14 protein-coding genes and 1 pseudogene are annotated in these 18085 nt (G+C 54.8%); 9 read left to right on the plus strand and 6 right to left on the minus strand.

Annotated elements, in window-relative coordinates:
- Positions 1 to 21 precede the first annotated feature (21 nt).
- The 9 genes from G0Q06_RS05950 to G0Q06_RS05990 all read left to right on the plus strand — a co-directional run bounded on the left by G0Q06_RS05950 (position 22) and on the right by G0Q06_RS05990 (position 12868).
- Entirely contained in the window at positions 22 to 2496 is a 2475-nt protein-coding gene (locus G0Q06_RS05950) for an ABC transporter permease (protein WP_163963479.1), read from the plus strand.
- A 19-nt stretch (positions 2497 to 2515) separates the two neighbouring features.
- Positions 2516 to 4984: an ABC transporter permease gene (locus tag G0Q06_RS05955; protein WP_163963481.1), complete on the plus strand. Its 2469-nt coding sequence runs from the start codon at positions 2516 to 2518 to the stop codon at positions 4982 to 4984.
- Positions 4977 to 6440 carry a TolC family protein gene (locus tag G0Q06_RS05960; RefSeq protein WP_163963483.1) on the plus strand — a complete coding sequence of 488 codons (1464 nt, stop codon included), beginning with the start codon at positions 4977 to 4979 and terminating at the stop codon, positions 6438 to 6440. Before G0Q06_RS05955 ends, G0Q06_RS05960 begins: the two co-directional genes overlap by 8 nt.
- A 102-nt stretch (positions 6441 to 6542) precedes the next feature.
- Positions 6543 to 6707, plus strand: a complete 165-nt coding sequence (locus G0Q06_RS05965) for a hypothetical protein (RefSeq protein ID WP_163963485.1) — start codon at positions 6543 to 6545, stop codon at positions 6705 to 6707.
- Between the two features lie 81 nt (positions 6708 to 6788).
- Entirely contained in the window at positions 6789 to 8309 is a 1521-nt protein-coding gene (locus G0Q06_RS05970) for a TolC family protein (protein WP_163963487.1), read from the plus strand.
- 19 nt (positions 8310 to 8328) lie between these two features.
- Complete coding sequence (locus tag G0Q06_RS05975; protein WP_163963489.1) at positions 8329 to 9621, plus strand: efflux RND transporter periplasmic adaptor subunit; 1293 nt, start codon at positions 8329 to 8331, stop codon at positions 9619 to 9621.
- A gap of 23 nt (positions 9622 to 9644) precedes the next feature.
- Positions 9645 to 10346 carry an ABC transporter ATP-binding protein gene (locus G0Q06_RS05980; RefSeq protein ID WP_163963491.1) on the plus strand — a complete coding sequence of 234 codons (702 nt, stop codon included), beginning with the start codon at positions 9645 to 9647 and terminating at the stop codon, positions 10344 to 10346.
- A 5-nt stretch (positions 10347 to 10351) separates the two neighbouring features.
- A complete protein-coding gene (locus G0Q06_RS05985; protein ID WP_238710367.1) occupies positions 10352 to 11617 on the plus strand; it encodes an ABC transporter permease in 1266 nt (421 codons plus the stop codon).
- A gap of 15 nt (positions 11618 to 11632) precedes the next feature.
- Positions 11633 to 12868, plus strand: a complete 1236-nt coding sequence (locus G0Q06_RS05990; RefSeq protein ID WP_163963493.1) for an ABC transporter permease — start codon at positions 11633 to 11635, stop codon at positions 12866 to 12868.
- A gap of 681 nt (positions 12869 to 13549) precedes the next feature.
- Here G0Q06_RS05990 and G0Q06_RS14900 read toward each other — a convergent pair.
- The 6 genes and pseudogenes from G0Q06_RS14900 to nth all read right to left on the minus strand — a co-directional run.
- Positions 13550 to 14677 (minus strand): annotated as a pseudogene (locus G0Q06_RS14900) (PA domain-containing protein); the annotation flags it as partial.
- Positions 14658 to 15002 (minus strand): hypothetical protein, encoded by a 345-nt coding sequence (locus G0Q06_RS06000; RefSeq protein ID WP_163963496.1) that lies wholly within the window; start codon positions 15000 to 15002, stop codon positions 14658 to 14660. The gene G0Q06_RS06000 and the pseudogene G0Q06_RS14900, both read right to left, overlap by 20 nt.
- 87 nt (positions 15003 to 15089) lie before the next feature.
- Entirely contained in the window at positions 15090 to 15629 is a 540-nt protein-coding gene (locus tag G0Q06_RS06005) for an FmdB family zinc ribbon protein (RefSeq protein WP_163963498.1), read from the minus strand.
- A gap of 35 nt (positions 15630 to 15664) precedes the next feature.
- Positions 15665 to 16180 (minus strand): asparaginase domain-containing protein, encoded by a 516-nt coding sequence (locus G0Q06_RS06010; protein WP_163963500.1) that lies wholly within the window; start codon positions 16178 to 16180, stop codon positions 15665 to 15667.
- Between the two features lie 62 nt (positions 16181 to 16242).
- Positions 16243 to 17301 carry a type II secretion system F family protein gene (locus G0Q06_RS06015; protein WP_163963503.1) on the minus strand — a complete coding sequence of 353 codons (1059 nt, stop codon included), beginning with the start codon at positions 17299 to 17301 and terminating at the stop codon, positions 16243 to 16245.
- A gap of 68 nt (positions 17302 to 17369) precedes the next feature.
- Positions 17370 to 18032, minus strand: a complete 663-nt coding sequence (nth, locus tag G0Q06_RS06020) for an endonuclease III (protein WP_163963505.1) — start codon at positions 18030 to 18032, stop codon at positions 17370 to 17372.
- Positions 18033 to 18085: the final 53 nt, after the last annotated feature.

Here is an 18085-nt window from a genome sequence, read left to right on the forward strand (position 1 = left end):
ACCCAACCAAGGAACCACTAAATGGACTATCTAATCCGCAGCTTTAAATTTGGCCTTCGCATTCTTGTAAAGAGCCCTGCTTTCACCCTCATTGCCGTTGTTGCGCTTGCCCTTGGTATCGGTTCAGTCACGACAATGTTCAGCGTGATCAACGGGGCGATCATCCGCGGGCTTCCATTTGAGGAACAAGAGGAATTAATGTTCGTGAAGCGCTGGGACCAGGAACGCCAACCATGGAACACCGGTATCCCGATACTGGACATTCAGGACATCCAGCGTGAACAGAAGAGCTTTGAATCATTGGCGGCCTGGTTTGGCGGCACCGTCAATGTCAGTTTGGACAATAATCCGATCCGTTTTACGGGATCCCGCATTTCCCATAATTGGCTCGAAATCCTTGGTGTGGAGCCATTGATCGGTCGCGGGTTCACCGCGGAAGAGGATAAGCCCGGAGCGGCCCCGGTCATACTCCTCAGCTATGCCGTGTGGCAAACTCACTACAGTGGAGATCCTTCCATTGTCGGTAAGAGCGCCAGCGTGAATGGTGCCCTTGGCACAATCATCGGGGTTATGCCGAAGAAATTCCAATTTCCCGGAAGGGACGAGGTCTGGATTGCCCTCAATCCGCAGATTGACTGGGCCGATGTCGACCGTGGTGACCTTTCCATGAGTGTCATGGGCCGCTTGAAGGACGGCGTCTCGCGTGAGCAGGCCACGGCGGAACTCACTTCCTTTATCAACCGCTTTGCCAAGGAATACCCGGAAACTCACGGAGAATTTGTCGCGGCCTCGGTCGATCCTGTGGCGACGGAGCTGCTGGGCGAGCAACCCATTCGCATGATGTGGATCATGCTCGCCATGGGAGGCTTTGTCCTGCTGATTGCCTGCGCAAACGTTGCCAACCTGCTTCTTGCCCGTTCCACGCTACGCAGTAAGGAACTGGCGATCCGAAGCTCCCTCGGGGCAACCCGGATCTCTATCATTGGCCAACTGCTGGTGGAAAGTATTCTCCTTTCCGCTCTTGGGGCGTTCGCCGGGATGCTTCTTGCCCTCTGGGCCACCAATACACTCCAGTCATATGGGGAGGTGATGCAGCTACCTTTCTGGATCACCTTTAACCTGGACTGGCGCGTGCTGACGATTGTCACGATTGTCACACTTCTATCCGGCCTCATCTCGGGAATTGTTCCGGCACTGAAGGCTTCGAGGGTGAGCGTGACGGACATCCTGAAGGACGACACCCGTACCGGGTCCTCCCTTCGCATGGGACTTTTCAGCAAGGGGCTGGTGGTCGTGCAGGTGGCGATTTCAAGCGTCCTCCTCATCCTCACTGTACTCATGGTGAGAAGTGTGCAGAATATCAGTAACACCGACCTGCACTTTGATACGGAAAAGGTCTTTACCGCACGAATGGGACTTTTCGACAGTGCATATCCTGACCCGGAAGACCGGTATCAGTTTTTCACGACACTCAAACGCAACCTTGAGGCCCGCCCGGAAATCCAGCATACGGCCCTTTACGGACGCTACCGCTGGACCCTGATCGGCGTCGACTGGACCCGCATCAAGGCAGATGGCGCCGAGTACGAACAACCGGAAGATATGCCCGTTGTGACCACGGAATATATCAGTCCGGAATATTTTGAAACGCTTGGAGTCGAATTGATCGAAGGGCGGGAATTCACGGAGTTGGACACGCCCGACAACATGCCGGTTGCGGTGATCAATCAGGCCCTCGCGGAACACCTTTTCCCGGGCGAAAACCCGATTGGCAAACGTATCACCCGCGAACCATGGCCGGGTGAACGGGCAAACATGACCCCCGAGGAGATTGATTCCATCCCATGGCTGACCGTGGTCGGGGTTGCCCCGAACATGGCCGCTCAGGGCGTTGGTAACACAACAGGTGCGGAGGGTCGCCACTTCTGGCGGCCAATGGCTCCGGAATACACCGCGACGTTCATGACCATCGCCGCACGGGGCCCCGGTAATCCGATGCTGCTGCGTGAGATTGTCCGGAACGAAGTTATTAAGTTGGACCCAACCCTTCCGATTTACGCTGATGCAACACCGGCAAAAATCGTCGAGGAGGATACGGTCACCCAACGCATCATTGCGAACATCTTCAAGATTTTCGGTCTGGTCGCCGTCTTCCTCGCCTCGGTCGGTATTTACGGGATCATGTCGTTCTCCGTGAACCAACGGACGATGGAATTCGGAATCCGTTCAGCACTTGGAGCGACCGGAAACAGCCTGCTTGTCCTCGTCATGCGCTCCGGCCTGATTCAGTTCACGGTCGGATTGGTTCTTGGACTCACGGGAGCCTTCTTCTTCTCGAAGTTGATGCAGAACTTCCTTTTCGGAGTTTCACCGCAGGATCCGGTCAATTACCTTCTGGTCGCGGTTGTCTTCACTGTTGTTGCTGTTTCTGCCTGCTTGATGCCAGCACGGCGGGCGGCACGCGTTGACCCGGGACAAGCCCTGCGCTACGAATAGTCCGGAAGGCCCCTTCAACATGGAAGCAATTCTCAGGGATATCAAATTCGGATTCCGCCAGCTTGTGCGGAACCCCGGATTCACGATAGTTTCCGCGGTGGCCCTGGGCCTCGGGATTGCTTCCGTGACGACCCAGCTCTCCGTGACCAACGGAATCCTGCTCGAGGGACTACCGTTTCCTGAACCGGAAAAAATTGCCCATGTTGAGCGGATCAATGTCGAGCGTGAAAACTTCAACGCGGAACCGACAATTCTCGAGTTTATCGAATGGAGGGACAACCAGAAGGCCTTCGAGGGACTCGCCGGATTTTATATCGGCACGGCCAATTTCACCTTTGGTAACCTTGTTGAGCGATACAACGGCGCTTTCATCTCTGCCAATACCTTTGAAATGCTCAGGGCAAAGGCTGCCCTTGGGAGAACCTTGGTTCCTTCGGATGACTTCCCCGGAGCACCGCACGTCACGGTGCTCTCGCACAAGGTCTGGAAAAACGACCTCGGCGAGGATCCGGATATCATCGGAAAACCAGCTGTCCTGAATGGAAGGCCAACAACGATTGTCGGGGTCATGCCTGAAGGATTTGGGTTCCCGATTAATGAGGACCTCTGGGTTCCCCTCTTCAAGCAGCAGGACCCGTCAGCTCTTTCATGGGGAGACCCGATGATGACACTTGAAGTGTTCGGTCGCCTTCTTCCCGGTGTGAACTTTGATCAGGCAAATGCCTCAATGAGTGTGCTGGCCGGCATGCTCGAAGAGAAGTACCCCGACACGAATGAGGGCTTCCGGGCAATGGAGGTAAAGCCGTTCATTGACGAATTCCTCGGTGACCAGACCGTGACCATGACCGGCGTCATGCTGCTGATCACAGTCCTCATCCTTGTCATCGCCTGTGCCAATGTGGCAAATCTTCTTCTGGCGCGATCGATGCGCAGGCAACGGGAAATCGCCATCCGTTCCGCCCTCGGAGCCAGCCGCCACCGTATCATATCACAGTTCCTGACAGAGAGTATCCTCCTCGCCATCCTTGGGGCGATTCTCGGAATCACCTATTCCGTCTGGAACCTCGGAAGAATACGCGAAGCCAGCGTTGAGTTCAACACGCCCTCATGGATGGAGTTCTCCCTTGACTGGAAAGTTTTTGTGGCAGCCCTGTTCGTGACAATCGCCACGGGAATCATCTCCGGTATTGTCCCCGCCCTCAGGGCATCAGGAGTCAATGAGAATGAAGTCCTGAAAGACAGCAACCGCACCGGCACCTCCCTGAATATGGGGAAATTCAGCCGTGCCCTTGTTGTTCTCCAGATCAGCGTGGCCGCGATAATCCTGACCCTGGTTGTTCTCTTCGTGCAAAGTATGAACAACGCCTTGTCGATTCCCTACGAATACAATCCAGACGAAGTATTGACAGCTCGCATCGGCCTTTTCGAGGAGCTCTACCCGGAAGACCTGGATCGTGCAAATTTCATAGAGGCCCTTATCACAAACCTTCAAAACCGTCCGGAAGTTGATTACGCGGCAACGACAGATCGCTACCAATTCCTGTGGTCAAACGGAGTGAGGTATAGCAAGGGAATTCCGGGGGAGGATACTGAGAACTTGAAGATCGCCCTAATCCAGCGGGTCTCGCCTGATTTCTTCGATTCTGTACAACTTCCCATTTATTCTGGCCGGAACTTTTATCCAGAGGACTTCACAGCCACTGTCCCACGCTATGCAATCGTCAACAGGGCCTTTGCAGAACGGGAGTGGAGCCACACCAATCCCATTGGCCAGAGATTCAAGGCGGAGATCTCCCAGCAGGAAAATGAAGAGGAAGGTTCCTGGCTCGAAATTGTCGGGGTCTCCGGATCCATGCAGGAAAGCGGGCTTTTCAACGAGGACGATGACGGTGCCGCCTTTTTTGTTCCGCAAACGCAAAGCGATTTCTCGCAATTCATTACAATCCTTTTGCGCGGTTCAGGAGATCCCCAAAAACTGGCCAGCATTCTCCGCGAGGAAATCGCCTCCCTGGACAGCAATCTCCCCGTCTACGAAGTGGGAACACCGCGCGAAGTGAACAATCGAGCAACCGCCCAATTCCAGTTTTTCGGCTCTATCTTCACCGGATTCGGTGTACTGGCCACCATCCTTGCCGGAGTTGGCATTTATGGCGTCATCTCCTTTTCGGTAAATCAACGGATCATGGAGTTTGGAATCCGTCAGGCATTGGGAGCAACCCGGACTGGGGTATTCAAGCTTGTCTATGCCCACGCCTTCAAACAGCTCCTCTTCGGGTTCATTATCGCGGTCATTCTGCTCTCCCCGGTTATTCTTTCACCGGGCATCAAGGAATCCATGAATTTGTTTTTCTATGAGATAGATCCCGATTCCGTCCTGCCCTACGCGCTTTCCTTCGGGTTTGTGACCCTTGTCGCCGTTCTTTCGGCGGCCCCGCCCGCCTTCCGGGCGGCCAGAATTGAACCGGCTCAAGCTTTGCGATATGAATAGATATAATATTTCGATAATTACGGCATTCCTTGCCACGGCACCGTTGCTCAGTGCAGAGACCCTCCAGTTAACAATGGAGGAGGCGATCGCCCAAGCCCTTGAGCGCAATTTCGCGATCCGCGTCGAGCGCTTTGAGCCCGCTATTGCCCGACAGCAAAGCCGGGCCGCGAGTGGCATCTTCGACCCGGTAATTGAGTCGGAGTACTTTTATCAAGAGGAATCACTTGCCGGCTTTGACGCATCCGATGAGTCCGCCTCGGCCCGCTTCGGCGTGGGCTCGCTACTTCCATGGGGAATGGAATGGGAGGCGGCCATCGAGGCGAGTGATCGCTCAACTCCCTTTGATCCATTCACCGGGACGGTCAGTGATTCCGTCAGCTCCTTTGCTGGAATCACCGTCACACAGCCGATCTTACGGAATTTCGGATTGGACGGGACATATTCCACACTGCGGATTGCCAGGGAAGCGGCAAACGGCTCGTGGGAGGGTTTCAGGGCACGGGTCATGGACACTGTCGAATCAACGATTTCGGCCTACCAGACCATGTATTTTGCCCAGCAGAATCTTCGCATCGCGGAAAGGAACCGGGACCTCGCCCTTCAACTGCTTGAAGATAACCGGCGGCGGGTTGAAACCGGTGTTATGGCACCACTGGACATTGTACAAGCCGAGTCGGAGGCCGCCTTGCGGGAAGTTTCTGTAATCAGCTCGGAAGCTTTCCTTCAGCAGGCGGAGAATGCCCTCAAAGGTCTCGTCTGGGACAACCCCGCCACCATCCTAGAACTCGATCTGGAAATTGCCCCGCCGAAGGAACCCGATTTCTTCAAGCCCGAGCTTGGAAGGGATTTCCAGCTCGCGCTGCAAAACCTTCCCGAATACCTGGCTGCCGAATCGGGCCTCAACATTCGCGAGTTGGAACTGCGCCAATTTCGCAGGAATGCTCTTCCGCAACTGGACATTGTCGGTTCCATCGGACGTCTGGGTATCGACCAGACGCTGAGTGACAGCCTTGACCAGAGCCTGAACGACGGCGAAACGCGTTACACCATCGGGGCGGTCTTCAGTTTTCCTTTCCCAAACAGGTCCCGGTCGGCCGAAAAGGTCCAGGCCTACCTGAAACGAAACCAGGCGGATCTGCAATTGGTCCAACTGGAGCAATCCATCCGTATCCAACTGGATGACGCCGCCACCCAACTGGAAGCGGACTGGGCGCGTATCGGGGCGGCTCGCAAAGCGCGGGAATTATCCGAGAAGTCACTCGAGGCGGAGGAAAAAAAGCTCCGCGCCGGAACCTCCTCCACTTTCGTTGTGTTGCGACTCCAGGGAGACCTTGCGGTTGCTGAAATCCGCGAAATCAACGCCCTGACGGATTACGCCATCTCGGCAGCGCGATACAACCGTGTCCGGGGTAGCATCCTCGATGTCTACAGTATCCAGTTGGATGAGGAAAAATAGCTTTGGGGGTTTTGCCCAAATTTTGTCTTCCCTCGCCGAAGATCCATGCAGAGTTAAATTCTTAAACCTTTATCTAACTCGTCATCAACAGGTTATAAAGGTGTGAAAAAGCTGGCACAAGAGGTGGTTAAGAAGATGCATGCATTCAAGAAAAACGACCGGCTTCAGTCTGCAACAGGGAAAGACCCTGCTATCGCTTATCCTTCCCTTGCTATTATTGGTATTGGGAATTTATTTTGGGTCAGCCATCAAGATATGCCCCGCTGAATCAGTCTCCCTCACGCATCAAAGTATCCAGTCAGAATCCATCATTGTCAGCAGTCCGATCCTATCGATTTTTAGAATGTAATGAATTTTTCACTTCGCCAACTACGACAAGCCAGCCTTTTCATTATCCCGCTACTGGGGGTCAATTTACTCAATGCAGAATCGAGCCCGGAAACCTTCGAGCTGGACCTGCGTCAGGCAATCAAGGCTGCGCTTGAAAACAACTTTGCCTTCCGCGCGGCCGCTATTAATCCCGAAATTGCCTCCCTCTCGATCACGCAGAGCGAATCATTTTTTGACACGGAACTATTTGCCAGCGGACAGGTCTCCCAGTCCGAGCAGGATACGACTTTCGAGGAAACTACTGGCACCTCATCCGACAACCGCTCATGGGAAGTTGGGGCGAGAAAGCGCTTCAGCTATGGCACAACAGTGACTGCCCGGACCAATCTGGACCGCAGGAACACAGACGCGGTGGTCAATTTCAGCAACCTGAGCCAGTCTGCCGACTTGTCCCTGTCAATCCGCCAACCCCTGCTCAATGGATTTGGAAAGGACGTCAACACGGCTGGCATCCAAAGCGCCATCGCCGGATACTCCGCAGCATCTGAATCCGTCCGGGAAGCTCTCTTCGAACTCCTTGCGGAAACCGAGCGGGCCTACTGGGCCGTCGCCAGGCTTCAGGAGCAACTCGCCCTCAATGAATCCTCCCTGAAAGTTGCGGAAACACTCCTGAAGGAAGCCCAGGAACGCGAGCGTGTCGGTGTGGCAACCCGCATCGATGTCCTGCAGGCGGAAGCTTCCCGGGCCCAACGCCGGGAAGAGATCATTGAAACAAGGCGGATCCTCGGCGATGCGATCGACCAGTTGTTTATTTACATGGGCACTTTTGCACCCGGCATGCTGGAGCTGGAATCCTCCCTGAAAGTCTCGGGGTTGCCCGAAGGCATTGATACCTATACGGATTTTGCCGAGGTCTGGAATTTAGCCAAGGCGCAGGATCCCCTTCTTGCACAACAGGAAGCAGTCATTGACCAACGGGAATGGCAGCGGCGCGCCGCAAAAAATGAGACTCGCCCCAATCTGGACCTGGTTTTGTCCGGTGCCTATACCGGACTCGACAGTGAGGACGCGGGCAATGCGTTTGACAGCGCCTTGGACCGGGACGGCCATGTCTGGATTGTCGGGTTCGAGTTTTCCATGCCGTGGCAGATGCGAGGGGCCAAGGCCACCTTGCGGAGCGCCGAGAAAGAGCTTGAGCAGGAGAACATCCGGTTGAACGAACTTCAACAATCCCTCTTTCGCCAAGTGCGGTCGGCTTGGAGAAACCTCGACTCGGTCAGCCAGAGCCTTGAGGCAGCCAAACTGACGGTCAGCCTCCAGGAAGCGACCTTTGAACGGGAAATGAGCAAGTACGAAGAAGGCATATCCGTTTTCCGCGATGTGCTGGAAGTGCAGCGGGATCTTGATCAGGCTCGGATTCGTCTCCTCGACTCCAAGTTCAACCGCCTCTCATCGGAAATTTCCATCGCAAGACTGTCCGGTCTTATTCTTGAACGCCATGAATTAAATCCGGAACTCATCCTCCCCGACCCAAGATAACAGCAACTCTTTTATTGAAATGAAAAACAAAAAATCATCCCGCAAAAAGTGGATCTTTATCGCGATCTTTGTCCTGATCGCGGCCATCGTTTCGGTTGCCGGACTCAAGGGCGGCGATGACCGCATGGAAGTGACCATCAAGTCGGTCAAGCGCGGCGACATTACCTCCATTGTCACTGCGACCGGCAAGATACAGCCGGAAGTGGAAGTTGTCATCTCCTCGGAAGTTCCGGGTGAGATCATTGAACTCCCGGTCAAGGACGGGGATCCCGTCGAGAAAGGGGAACTGCTGGTCCGCGTTAACCCGGATACGCTTGAAGCACAGGTCAAGCAGCAGGAGGCCTCACTCGCCTCCACCAAAGCCGGAGCGGCACAGCGCCGGGCCGAGATGCTTCAGGCACAATTGGACCTGAACCGGATTGAAGGCCTCTTTAAAAAGGAATTCTCCACACAGGACGATCTCGAGCAGGCGCGGACCCGCCTTGAGGTCGCCAAAGCGGCTCATGAATCTTCGCTCTTCCAAATAAAGCGACAGGAAATGCAGCTCAAGGAAGCCAATGACCAGCTCGCCAAGGCCAGTATTTATTCTCCCATTACAGGCACCGTTGTCAGCCTCGCTTCCGAGCTCGGGGACCGCGTTGTGGGGACAGGACAATTTGCCGGGACAGAAATCATGCGTGTTGCAAACCTGAACAATATGGAGGTCCAGGTTGACGTGAGTGAAGCGGACATTGTCAACGTGGCGATTGATGACAAGGCAACCATTGAGGTGGATGCCCTCCCAAAGGAACCTCTTGAAGGAATTGTCACCGAGATCGCCAATTCAGCTGAAAGCACCGGTCAACGAAGCCAGGAACAGCTCACGACCTTTGCTGTACGCATCAAGTTGACCGAGCCCGCCGCACGCTTGCGTCCTGGCATGACAGCCACTGCGGATATTGAGACCGATACGGTCGAGGATGTCGTAAAGGCTCCCCTCGGAAGTGTTGTTGTCCGGCCAAAACGCGAAGTGGAAAAAGGTCAGAAGGGGGACAAGGAAGATAACGACGACACGGACGAGTCATCCGAAGAGGATGACGGGAAAAAAGATGATAAGGATGACCGTGTCCGGGTCGTGTTCCTCGCGAAGGACGGCAAGGCCATCCTGACCAAGGTGGAGACAGGCATTGCTGACCGTGATTTCATTGAGCTCAAGTCGGGTGTTGAGGAAGGCGACCGGATTATCACCGGCAGCTACCGTGCATTGACCCGCGACCTGAAGGATGAAAGCGAGATCAAGGAAAAGAAGATCAAGAAGAAGGAAGACAAGTAAGCTCCTCAACGGAAAAGCTAAGAATGGAACCGGTAATCAAGATCCGCGAGATGCGGAAAGTCTACGACCTTGGGAGCACACAGGTTGTGGCACTCGCTGGGCTGAATATTGATGTCCACAAGAATGAATACCTTGCCATCATGGGACCTTCCGGTAGCGGAAAATCCACTCTCATGAATATGATCGGTTGTCTCGATACGCCTTCAAGCGGTGAGTACCACCTCGCCAATGAGCCGGTTTATGAGATGAATGACGACGAGCTCGCCTTGATCAGGAATCGGGAGATCGGCTTTATTTTCCAGAGTTTCAACCTTCTCCCGCGGACAACGATCCTGCGTAATGTGGAGCTACCACTCGTATACTCCGGGTTGCCTCGGGAAGTGCGCGTTGAGCGGGCCAGAATAGCTCTTGAGAAAGTCGGGCTGGCAGAGCGGATCAACCACCAGCCAAACGAGCTGTCCGGCGGCCAGCGCCAGCGAGTCGCCATCGCCCGGGCCCTTGTCAACGAGCCGTCCATTCTCCTTGCCGACGAACCCACCGGTAATCTGGACTCGAAAACCGGGGAAGAAATCATGCGCCTCTTCGAGGATCTTTACCAGCAGGGTCATACACTTCTCGTGGTGACCCATGAGGACGATATCGCCAACCATGCCAGGCGCTGCGTACGACTGCGTGATGGGGTGGTTGAGTCAGATGAAATCATCCACGAACCGGAGCTTGCCTGAAGCGGATGAACATTGCCCAACGAGTCAGTGAATGGACCGAGTCGTTCCGAATTGCCCTGGAGCAGCTAATGGCGCACAAGGTGCGCTCATTGCTCACTGCTTTGGGTGTCATTATCGGGATTGTCGCTGTCACTCTCATGGGGACTGCCATCAAGGGAATCGACAAGGGATTCAGCAACAGCCTGGACATGCTTGGACAGGATATTTTCTACATTGAAAAGTGGCCGTGGGCCGATGTCGGGGACGAGTGGTTCAAATACCGCAACCGTGCCGATATAGAGACCTCGGATGCCGAGGAGATCAATCGCTGGATCCGGGCGAATCCAGACAGTTCACTGCGCATCGCTGTTCCATCCAAAATTGCCTTTCGCAACGTCAAGCGGGATGACCGGTCAATATCCGGGACCTACATCAACGGGACCTCCTCGGAATTCGGGATAATCAACACGGCCGACATCGAGAGGGGTCGGTTTTTCACCTACTCGGAAGAGATCAGTGCCCAGAATGTGATCATCCTTGGTCATGATGTGGCCAATACACTTTTCCCTGAGGGAACCGAACAAGCACTCGGGGACAGGGTCGACATCCATGGGTTCAAGTTTGAGGTTATCGGCGTCCTTGAACGACAGGGCTCCTTCCTCGGATTGCAGAGTTTCGACAAGCAGGTGATCATTCCCCTCACCTCAATGTTGCGGTTTCATTCAGGCAACTGGAACAACAATATCCGTATTCAAGTTGCTGCCGGTGCAGACATGGACGTGGCCTATGATGAGCTCACAGGCCTATACCGGCGCATTCGCAGCCTCCTTCCAGAGGACGAAAATGATTTTGAGATAAACCGTTCAGAGGCCCTTGAGGAGTCGCTTGGGCCAGTCAAGTCGGGCATTGCCATCGCGGGATTCTTCATAACCGGACTGGCGCTCTTTGTGGGGGCAATCGGGATCATGAACATCACCTTTGTCAGCGTTAAGGAACGAACCCGTGAAATCGGGACCCGGCGGGCCATCGGGGCGCGACGGCAGGCAATCCTCCTGCAGTTTCTAATTGAAGCAGTCTCCATCTGTATTCTAGGGGGCATTATCGGACTGGCAGTCGCCTACGGCCTGAAGGTTGGCATCTCATCGGCTTTCCCGAATTTCCCGTTCACTTTCTCAACCGACCTGGTCATCCTTGCCTGTGCGCTCTCGATCCTCACCGGGGTCCTTTCCGGGCTTGCTCCAGCTTGGCAGGCCGCCCGCCTTGATCCGGCCAACGCGCTTCGCCATGAATAGGCAGCTCACTGAGTCATGAAACTTCAATTACAGGATTTGCTGGATTTATCCGCCCGCGCGCTGGGTGCCAACAAGCTGCGTTCAGGCCTGACAATCCTCGGCATAACAATCGGCGTCTTCTCGGTCGTGGGGGTCATGACCGCCCTGTCAGCAATCCGCCAGAGTATTGATACAGGGTTGAGCGTGTTTGCGGCGAACGTATTTGAAATTTCAAAGTATCCGGCCATTCAATTTGAAGGCGGAAGATCCAAGTGGCGACAGCGCCCGAATATAGATCCCCGGCAGGCGATGGACTTCGCCGAGCGCATGCGCGAAGAGGGGATTCCCGTCACCATATACGGCGTGGACCGGGGCGAGCGCGTTCGCTTTGAAGATCGCAAGACCTCCCCTTCCAACGCCATCTTCGGGACGAATGAGAATTTTCTCCTGACCAACAAGTACGATATTGAAATTGGCCGAAACCTGACGCCCTCCGACTTGGAATTCAACCGGAGTATCATTGTCCTTGGAGCAGACATATCCGAGGAGCTGTTCCCGGACCAGAACCCGATCGGAAAGAGCGTGGTCGCGGATAACGACCGGTACACGGTCGTGGGCGTTCTCAAGCGGAGGGGTAAAATGTTTGGGAGCTCGATGGACAACATTGTCCTCATTCCGGTCAGTCGTTTTGTCGCCAACAACTGGAACTGGCGCCGCAGTATGGATATTTCGATTCTCGCGCCATCCGCGGCCGAAATGTCAACGACTCAGGACATGGCAATCGGTCACTTTCGACAGGTCAGGGGCCTTGAGCCCGAGGAGGAGAATAACTTCGAAATTTACTCCAACGATTCCCTGCAGGCAGCCTTTGCTGAAGTTGCCAAAGTCATTGGCACAGGTGGTCTCCTGATCAGTGCGATCGCCCTCCTGTGCGCGGGTGTTGGCATTATGAATATCATGCTGGTCAGCGTGACCGAGCGTACGAGGGAAATTGGGTTGCGAAAATCCATTGGCGCCCGAAAACGCGACATCCTGTTGCAATTCCTGCTCGAGGCGGTGGCCCTTTCCTTGCTTGGCGGATTGGCCGGAATCTTCCTCGGCTGGCTACTCGGGAATTTCGTCGCGGCCCAGATGCAGGTTCCCATGATCATTCCATGGCTCTGGATTGGTGTCGCTCTTGGAGTGTGCAGCGCTATCGGAGTCGGGTTCGGCTTTTTTCCCGCGTACAGGGCAGCCCAGCTCAAGCCGGTCGAGGCACTTCGATTCGAGTAGGCGGGTGCCAGCTTTCTACTGCACGATAATCCGGATGCGGAAGAAAAGCTTTTCGCCTCCGGGGGGAGTGGTCGGGATCAATGTGACCAACTCCGCTGAGGCCCCCAGAGGGCTGGTCGTTTCGGAAATATAGTCAACTCCTTCAAGTGCCTCATCCCAGTTTACGAAGTCACTGGACACCTCGTAGACAAAGCCAAGATCCGCCGGCAACCTGGAACGGGAATAAGTTAACTCAAGACCGGATCCTGAACGCATGAGGACCGGCGCCAACGAGGCAGAAGGCGATTCGGGACTACCGCCAAAAAAGTACTCTTCGATGTTGAGAAGCCCGTCCTTGTCCGGATCATCGCCCTGCGCCGTCAGGACCTGTCCCTGGGAAAAAGCCTCTTCTGACCACAGGGTGTAGTTGAGATACGGATACGGGATATCGAGCACCGTCCAGCCGATGTCTTTCATCTGCGTGAGTGAAAGATCCAAATCTTCCCTGAGGACAGGGTTGATAAACGGCTCCATCAGAAGATCGGGAGAGGCAGCTGTTGACCAATGGGAAACTGATGATCCTTGTTCAACCGGATCCGGTGCATAAATCCGGACAAAGCCCCCGCTAGTGCCGGCAAAGTCGCTTGCGGGAAGCCCGATGGTCAGGGTCACCCCTGGTGACTGGCTGACAAGGGCCTGCCCATCCTCGAGGGAAATTGAAATAGTGGGGATCGTCAGTTCTGTGCCGTCGACGATTGAATTACCCGTCATGAAAACCGGACCACCCTCGACATTGTTGGCGATAATGACAGCAACAGCGCCAGCCAGCTGGGCAGCGAGGCTCTTTGAATCAAAGTTGCAGGTGCCGCGGTCTATGTAGGCGATATTTCCGGCAAGCCCGGCCCCGTTAGTTATTGGTTCACAGGCATCGGTAAGGGGTGCAATCCCATCATCCACCGGGACAAGGATCCCGCTTATTCCAGCCTCGGGAACCGGTGGACCGTAAAGGGCCGGCTCGTAAGCATATTCACCAGCAATGGCGCCCGGTGTAGCGACTTCAAGAATACGGGCTTTCTCAAGAATCGAAGCCTGGGCAGCCGTCGTGTACGGTCCAGTCCAGACAAGGTTCGGTGCGTTTTTGGAGGAGTTTTTCCGCTGGGGATTATTCATCTCCCCCCAGCCCAGCTGTTCTGCTGTATCAAAGAGATTCAATGAGTAGATATCCGGCAAGTTGGATAAAAAGGTGCCGTTGGAAAGATTGGTGAACGACGTCATTCCAAGGCCGTGGCCAATTTCATGAAGCAGGACGTCCAACAGATCGGTCTGGTCGGCCGGGGCTTGTCCATCTAAACCATAATACCATGGGTCGAGGAGCGGATCCGTATCGGGAGCAATATTGATCGTGACATTTATATCGTTGGCGTCTGGCCGGAGGTCTACGCCAGCCAGACTGTTCGCCAAAGCGATCGGATAAATAACTCCGGACTGCGGTGCGTTGGCAAAGTTAATTTCCACACTGATTGCAGAGGCTGAAGCAAGAGGGGTTCCGTTTTCATCACCCCCAAGATCGGAGAAAGCCGCTTGAACACGGATTGGTACATTGCTCTGCAGAAATGAGCCCCAGATGTCGCCCGCCCTTTGGAGCAGATTGAAGCGTTGTTCTCCCAGTGTTGTCCCGGGGTTTCCGCCTACTGGTGTGGCAGGGGTCGGGTCGTTAAAACCAAAGCCCGCAGAATCCTGGTTAACGACAATAATCTCTGCCGCCTCAAGGGCCAGGGTATGCAGGCAGGCAAGGGTCGACAGAAGCAGTCTACTTTTCAGCCACTTCATTCTGCACCTTTTTTGATTGTTTAACCCGGGAATTGCCCCTGATGGCCTTGTCCATGGCCTGGAAATTATCAAAGCAATGCTGGCAGAACTGTCCGCTCTCATCCCGGACCAGGGCGGACATGTGTGTAAAGCGGCCGTCGAGATCGATCGATCGTCTCCCTTCAGGATGCCGGATCACCTTTAATCCCTCCGAGTCGCGACGCATCTTTTCCTGCGCGGCGTTCCACTTCGGCCCTTTGGGAGATTCTGCCTCCGCATAGAGGAATGGAATGAATCCTCCGAGGTTAAACGCAGTAAGAAGAAGAAGGGTACAGGCTTTTTTCATAAGAAATATTAATTTATACACAAATATCTCCTTATGAGGCAATGGAGTCAATCACCCTGCCAATTTTGCCGGGCCTGGCCGCGACCGCTATTCCCCGAGGTAATCCCTTAATTCGTATAACTCGGGATCTCGCGATGGCCCACGAAGGCGGCGGATGAGTGCCTTGCGTTGCTCACCACCGGTTTCCCCGTCAACGCTGTCCCCAAAATCATCCAACTCAGCCAAGTCGCCATACTCTTCCTCGAGCTTGTCAGGATCCTCTCCCGCCTCAAGCCGGCCTACCATTTCCTCCATCGAGGCTGGCAGTTTTTCCCCGGTCAGCTCGGACATGCGGCGCATCAGCTGGCCCATTTTTCGCGGGTCAGGATTTTCCTCATCCATGGTGGCCATTTCGCGCTCCATTTCAGCCATGGCCGCCTCAAGCCGGGGATCATCCATGTCATCTCCGGGCCCACTTTCTGATGGCTCCTTTGCCTCGCCAATGACCGCAAAGCCCGACACATGCCGTTTCATCGAATAGGCCGGATTATCCGGGCAAATCGGCACTGTCTTATCATCGATTACCGATCGGGCAAAAAAGGAATAGATCCGGTTGTTGTCTTCACAGAAGAATTCGTAAATGGGCATGGTGAAAAGTCTTTGAAATATCCCTGTGGAATTGGTCAATCCTGTCCCTCGACGGGCTCCGGAGAGACCTCGACGAATCGGTTGGCCTCCCTGTCTTTCAAAACCCGTTCCGGATCATAAATACAGCCATTCATGGCGATGTAGACTCCTGCGGAAAGAGTCTGGGCAGCGGCAAGGGCAAACCCGATGTTGAAAATTGCGTCGTTCTCACGGAACCGGGCGGGAATCAAAGCGCCTGTCAGGACAATTGTCTTGTCGGGGATACCGGCGAGGAACTTACCGGTATCGGTCATGGTATCTGTTCCGTGCGTGACCAGTATCTGTCGATTGTCGGCCTTGAGGATTGCCCCACGGATGAGGGTGCGATCCTCATCCGTCATCTCCAAGCTATCTTTGCGCATGAGAGGGAGGATTTCATACGCGAGACTGACATGGGCTTGCCGGAAGACTTCCCCGATTTGCGGATCGCCGACGGAGAAAGTGCTCTTGGCATCAAAATACACCTTATCAATTGTGCCACCTGTCGTGATGATCAAACACGAATCATTCATGATTTGAATATGCTCATGCAGGTCGCTCCTGCAAGCAATCCCACTGCATCCGAATGCCTTTGTTAAAATGCGCCTCCGGCCTGTTCAAGGAGGCGCACCATGGGAAGGAGATAGGCAAGGACCATTCCGCCAATGGCACCCGAAAGAACAAACAGGAAGAGGGGTTCGACCAGCCGGGTAATCTGAGCAATTGCCCATGCAACCTCCTCTTCACGACCTGCCGCGATCCGCAGCATAAAGGATTCGAGTTTGCCGGATTCCTGGCCCACCTCGAGCAATGGAATTCCCTCCTCATCGAAGAGCGGGCAGGCACGGAGGGAAACGCTGAATCCCATTCCCATCAAAAGGCTGGAGCGAAAACGCGTCAGTTCCTCCTGCTCCCAGCGGTTTGAACTGCTTGCAGCAACCATTTCGAGGGCCCTTGGAATCGGCGTGCCCGCTTGGAGGAGGGTTCCAAGTTGTCGTAGAAGCCGGGCCTCACGGACATGCCTGAAGACGCTCCCTGCGACCGGAAACCGGCCAGCAATTACTTCCTCGAGGTACCCCCATTTAGCTGAGCGCTTGCCAATTAACCGAATCAGGGAGAAACCGGCGAGGCCGAGGAGAAGCAAGGTGATTATGCCTGAGAAAATGCCGCCATACAATTGCCCGATATGTTCTGTCAGCCATGGCAAATTATCGCCGAGGCCCATGGACTCGCTCAGTTCACGCATTTGCGGAACAACCCAGAAAAGGATAATCGCCATCACCCCGATGCCGACCAGCCCCACCATCGCAGGATACCACATCTGCCCGAAGAACGCCCGGCGCCGGGCCTCCTGTTGACGCAGGAGCTCACCCACATCGCACATCGCTTCACCAAACTTGCCGGTATGCTCGCCAGCCTGCAAGAGGCTCCAAGCCTCGACGGGCAAGCAAAGGGAAGCCTCCCGCATGGCTTCAACCATTCCACTTCCCGCATTCAAGTGCCCGAGTATGCACTTCAAGCCGTTGCGTTCAGCTGGCCCAACACCGGGACCCGCTGCCCCGATGATATGTCCCAGTTCCAGCCCGAGCACAGCGCGCTCGCCAGCCCGTATCCACCAGGACCACTTTGGACAAAAATGCCGGTTTTGACGCATGCATGAATTAGTCGGGTTCCCCAATCAGCGGTCAAGCGATGAGGCTAGTCAAAATTGACCGGTCAGCCTCAGGCCTTGCGGGTCTTCCGGGGCAGTTTGCGACCGGCGTTGAGCACCGGACAAAACGGGCAGCCATTCTCCGACCCGTCGCATTTTCTGCGGGCCATGCAATAAGTCCGCCCGTAATAAATGATCTGCAGGTGCAAACGATTCCATGTCTCCCGGGGAAACAACCGCTTTAAATCCTTTTCGGTCTGCTGGACAGATTTCCCATTGCTGAGGCCCCATCGCTGCGCCAACCGATGGATATGCGTATCAACGGGAAAGGACGGTTCCCCAAAGGCCTGTGCCATCACGACCTGGGCCGTCTTGTGACCAACGCCAGGAAGGGATTCAAGCTCCTCCAGATCACACGGAACCTCTCCTGCATGCGTCTCCACCAAGATCCTGGACAAGTTGCGGATAGCCTTAGCCTTCTGTGGCCCCAGCCCGCAAGGTCGGACAATCGCCAGAATATCCTCCTCTTCCAGATTGGCCATTTCGGCAGGTGTCTTGGCGAGAGCGAATAGATCCGGAGTGACCTGATTCACGCGTTCATCGGTGCACTGGGCACTCAGAAGCACGGCAACCAGCAGGGAAAAGGGATCGCTGTGGTTAAGCGGGATGGGCGGATCAGGAAAAAGATGCTCCAGTTCACGCAAAACAAAGGCCGTGCGTTCAGCCTTGGTCACTGAAACCCTCCATTTTCAGCGGACAAATCCAGTGCTGTGTTTGCTTTCTCAAG

It is taken from the genome of Oceanipulchritudo coccoides, assembly GCF_010500615.1.
In the GTDB taxonomy this organism is placed as follows: Bacteria; Verrucomicrobiota; Verrucomicrobiia; order Opitutales; family Oceanipulchritudinaceae; genus Oceanipulchritudo; species Oceanipulchritudo coccoides.

Coding starts and splice junctions, on each gene's coding strand:
- G0Q06_RS06000 (WP_163963496.1), bottom strand. CDS start 15,002: ATGAAAAAAGCCTGTACCCTTCTTCTTCTTACTGCGTTTAACCTCGGA.
- G0Q06_RS06005 (WP_163963498.1), bottom strand. CDS start 15,629: ATGCCCATTTACGAATTCTTCTGTGAAGACAACAACCGGATCTATTCC.
- G0Q06_RS05990 (WP_163963493.1), top strand. CDS start 11,633: ATGAAACTTCAATTACAGGATTTGCTGGATTTATCCGCCCGCGCGCTG.
- G0Q06_RS05955 (WP_163963481.1), top strand. CDS start 2,516: ATGGAAGCAATTCTCAGGGATATCAAATTCGGATTCCGCCAGCTTGTG.
- G0Q06_RS06010 (WP_163963500.1), bottom strand. CDS start 16,180: ATGAATGATTCGTGTTTGATCATCACGACAGGTGGCACAATTGATAAG.
- G0Q06_RS05980 (WP_163963491.1), top strand. CDS start 9,645: ATGGAACCGGTAATCAAGATCCGCGAGATGCGGAAAGTCTACGACCTT.
- G0Q06_RS05960 (WP_163963483.1), top strand. CDS start 4,977: ATGAATAGATATAATATTTCGATAATTACGGCATTCCTTGCCACGGCA.
- G0Q06_RS05950 (WP_163963479.1), top strand. CDS start 22: ATGGACTATCTAATCCGCAGCTTTAAATTTGGCCTTCGCATTCTTGTA.
- G0Q06_RS05970 (WP_163963487.1), top strand. CDS start 6,789: ATGAATTTTTCACTTCGCCAACTACGACAAGCCAGCCTTTTCATTATC.
- G0Q06_RS05975 (WP_163963489.1), top strand. CDS start 8,329: ATGAAAAACAAAAAATCATCCCGCAAAAAGTGGATCTTTATCGCGATC.
- G0Q06_RS05985 (WP_238710367.1), top strand. CDS start 10,352: ATGAACATTGCCCAACGAGTCAGTGAATGGACCGAGTCGTTCCGAATT.
- G0Q06_RS06015 (WP_163963503.1), bottom strand. CDS start 17,301: ATGCGTCAAAACCGGCATTTTTGTCCAAAGTGGTCCTGGTGGATACGG.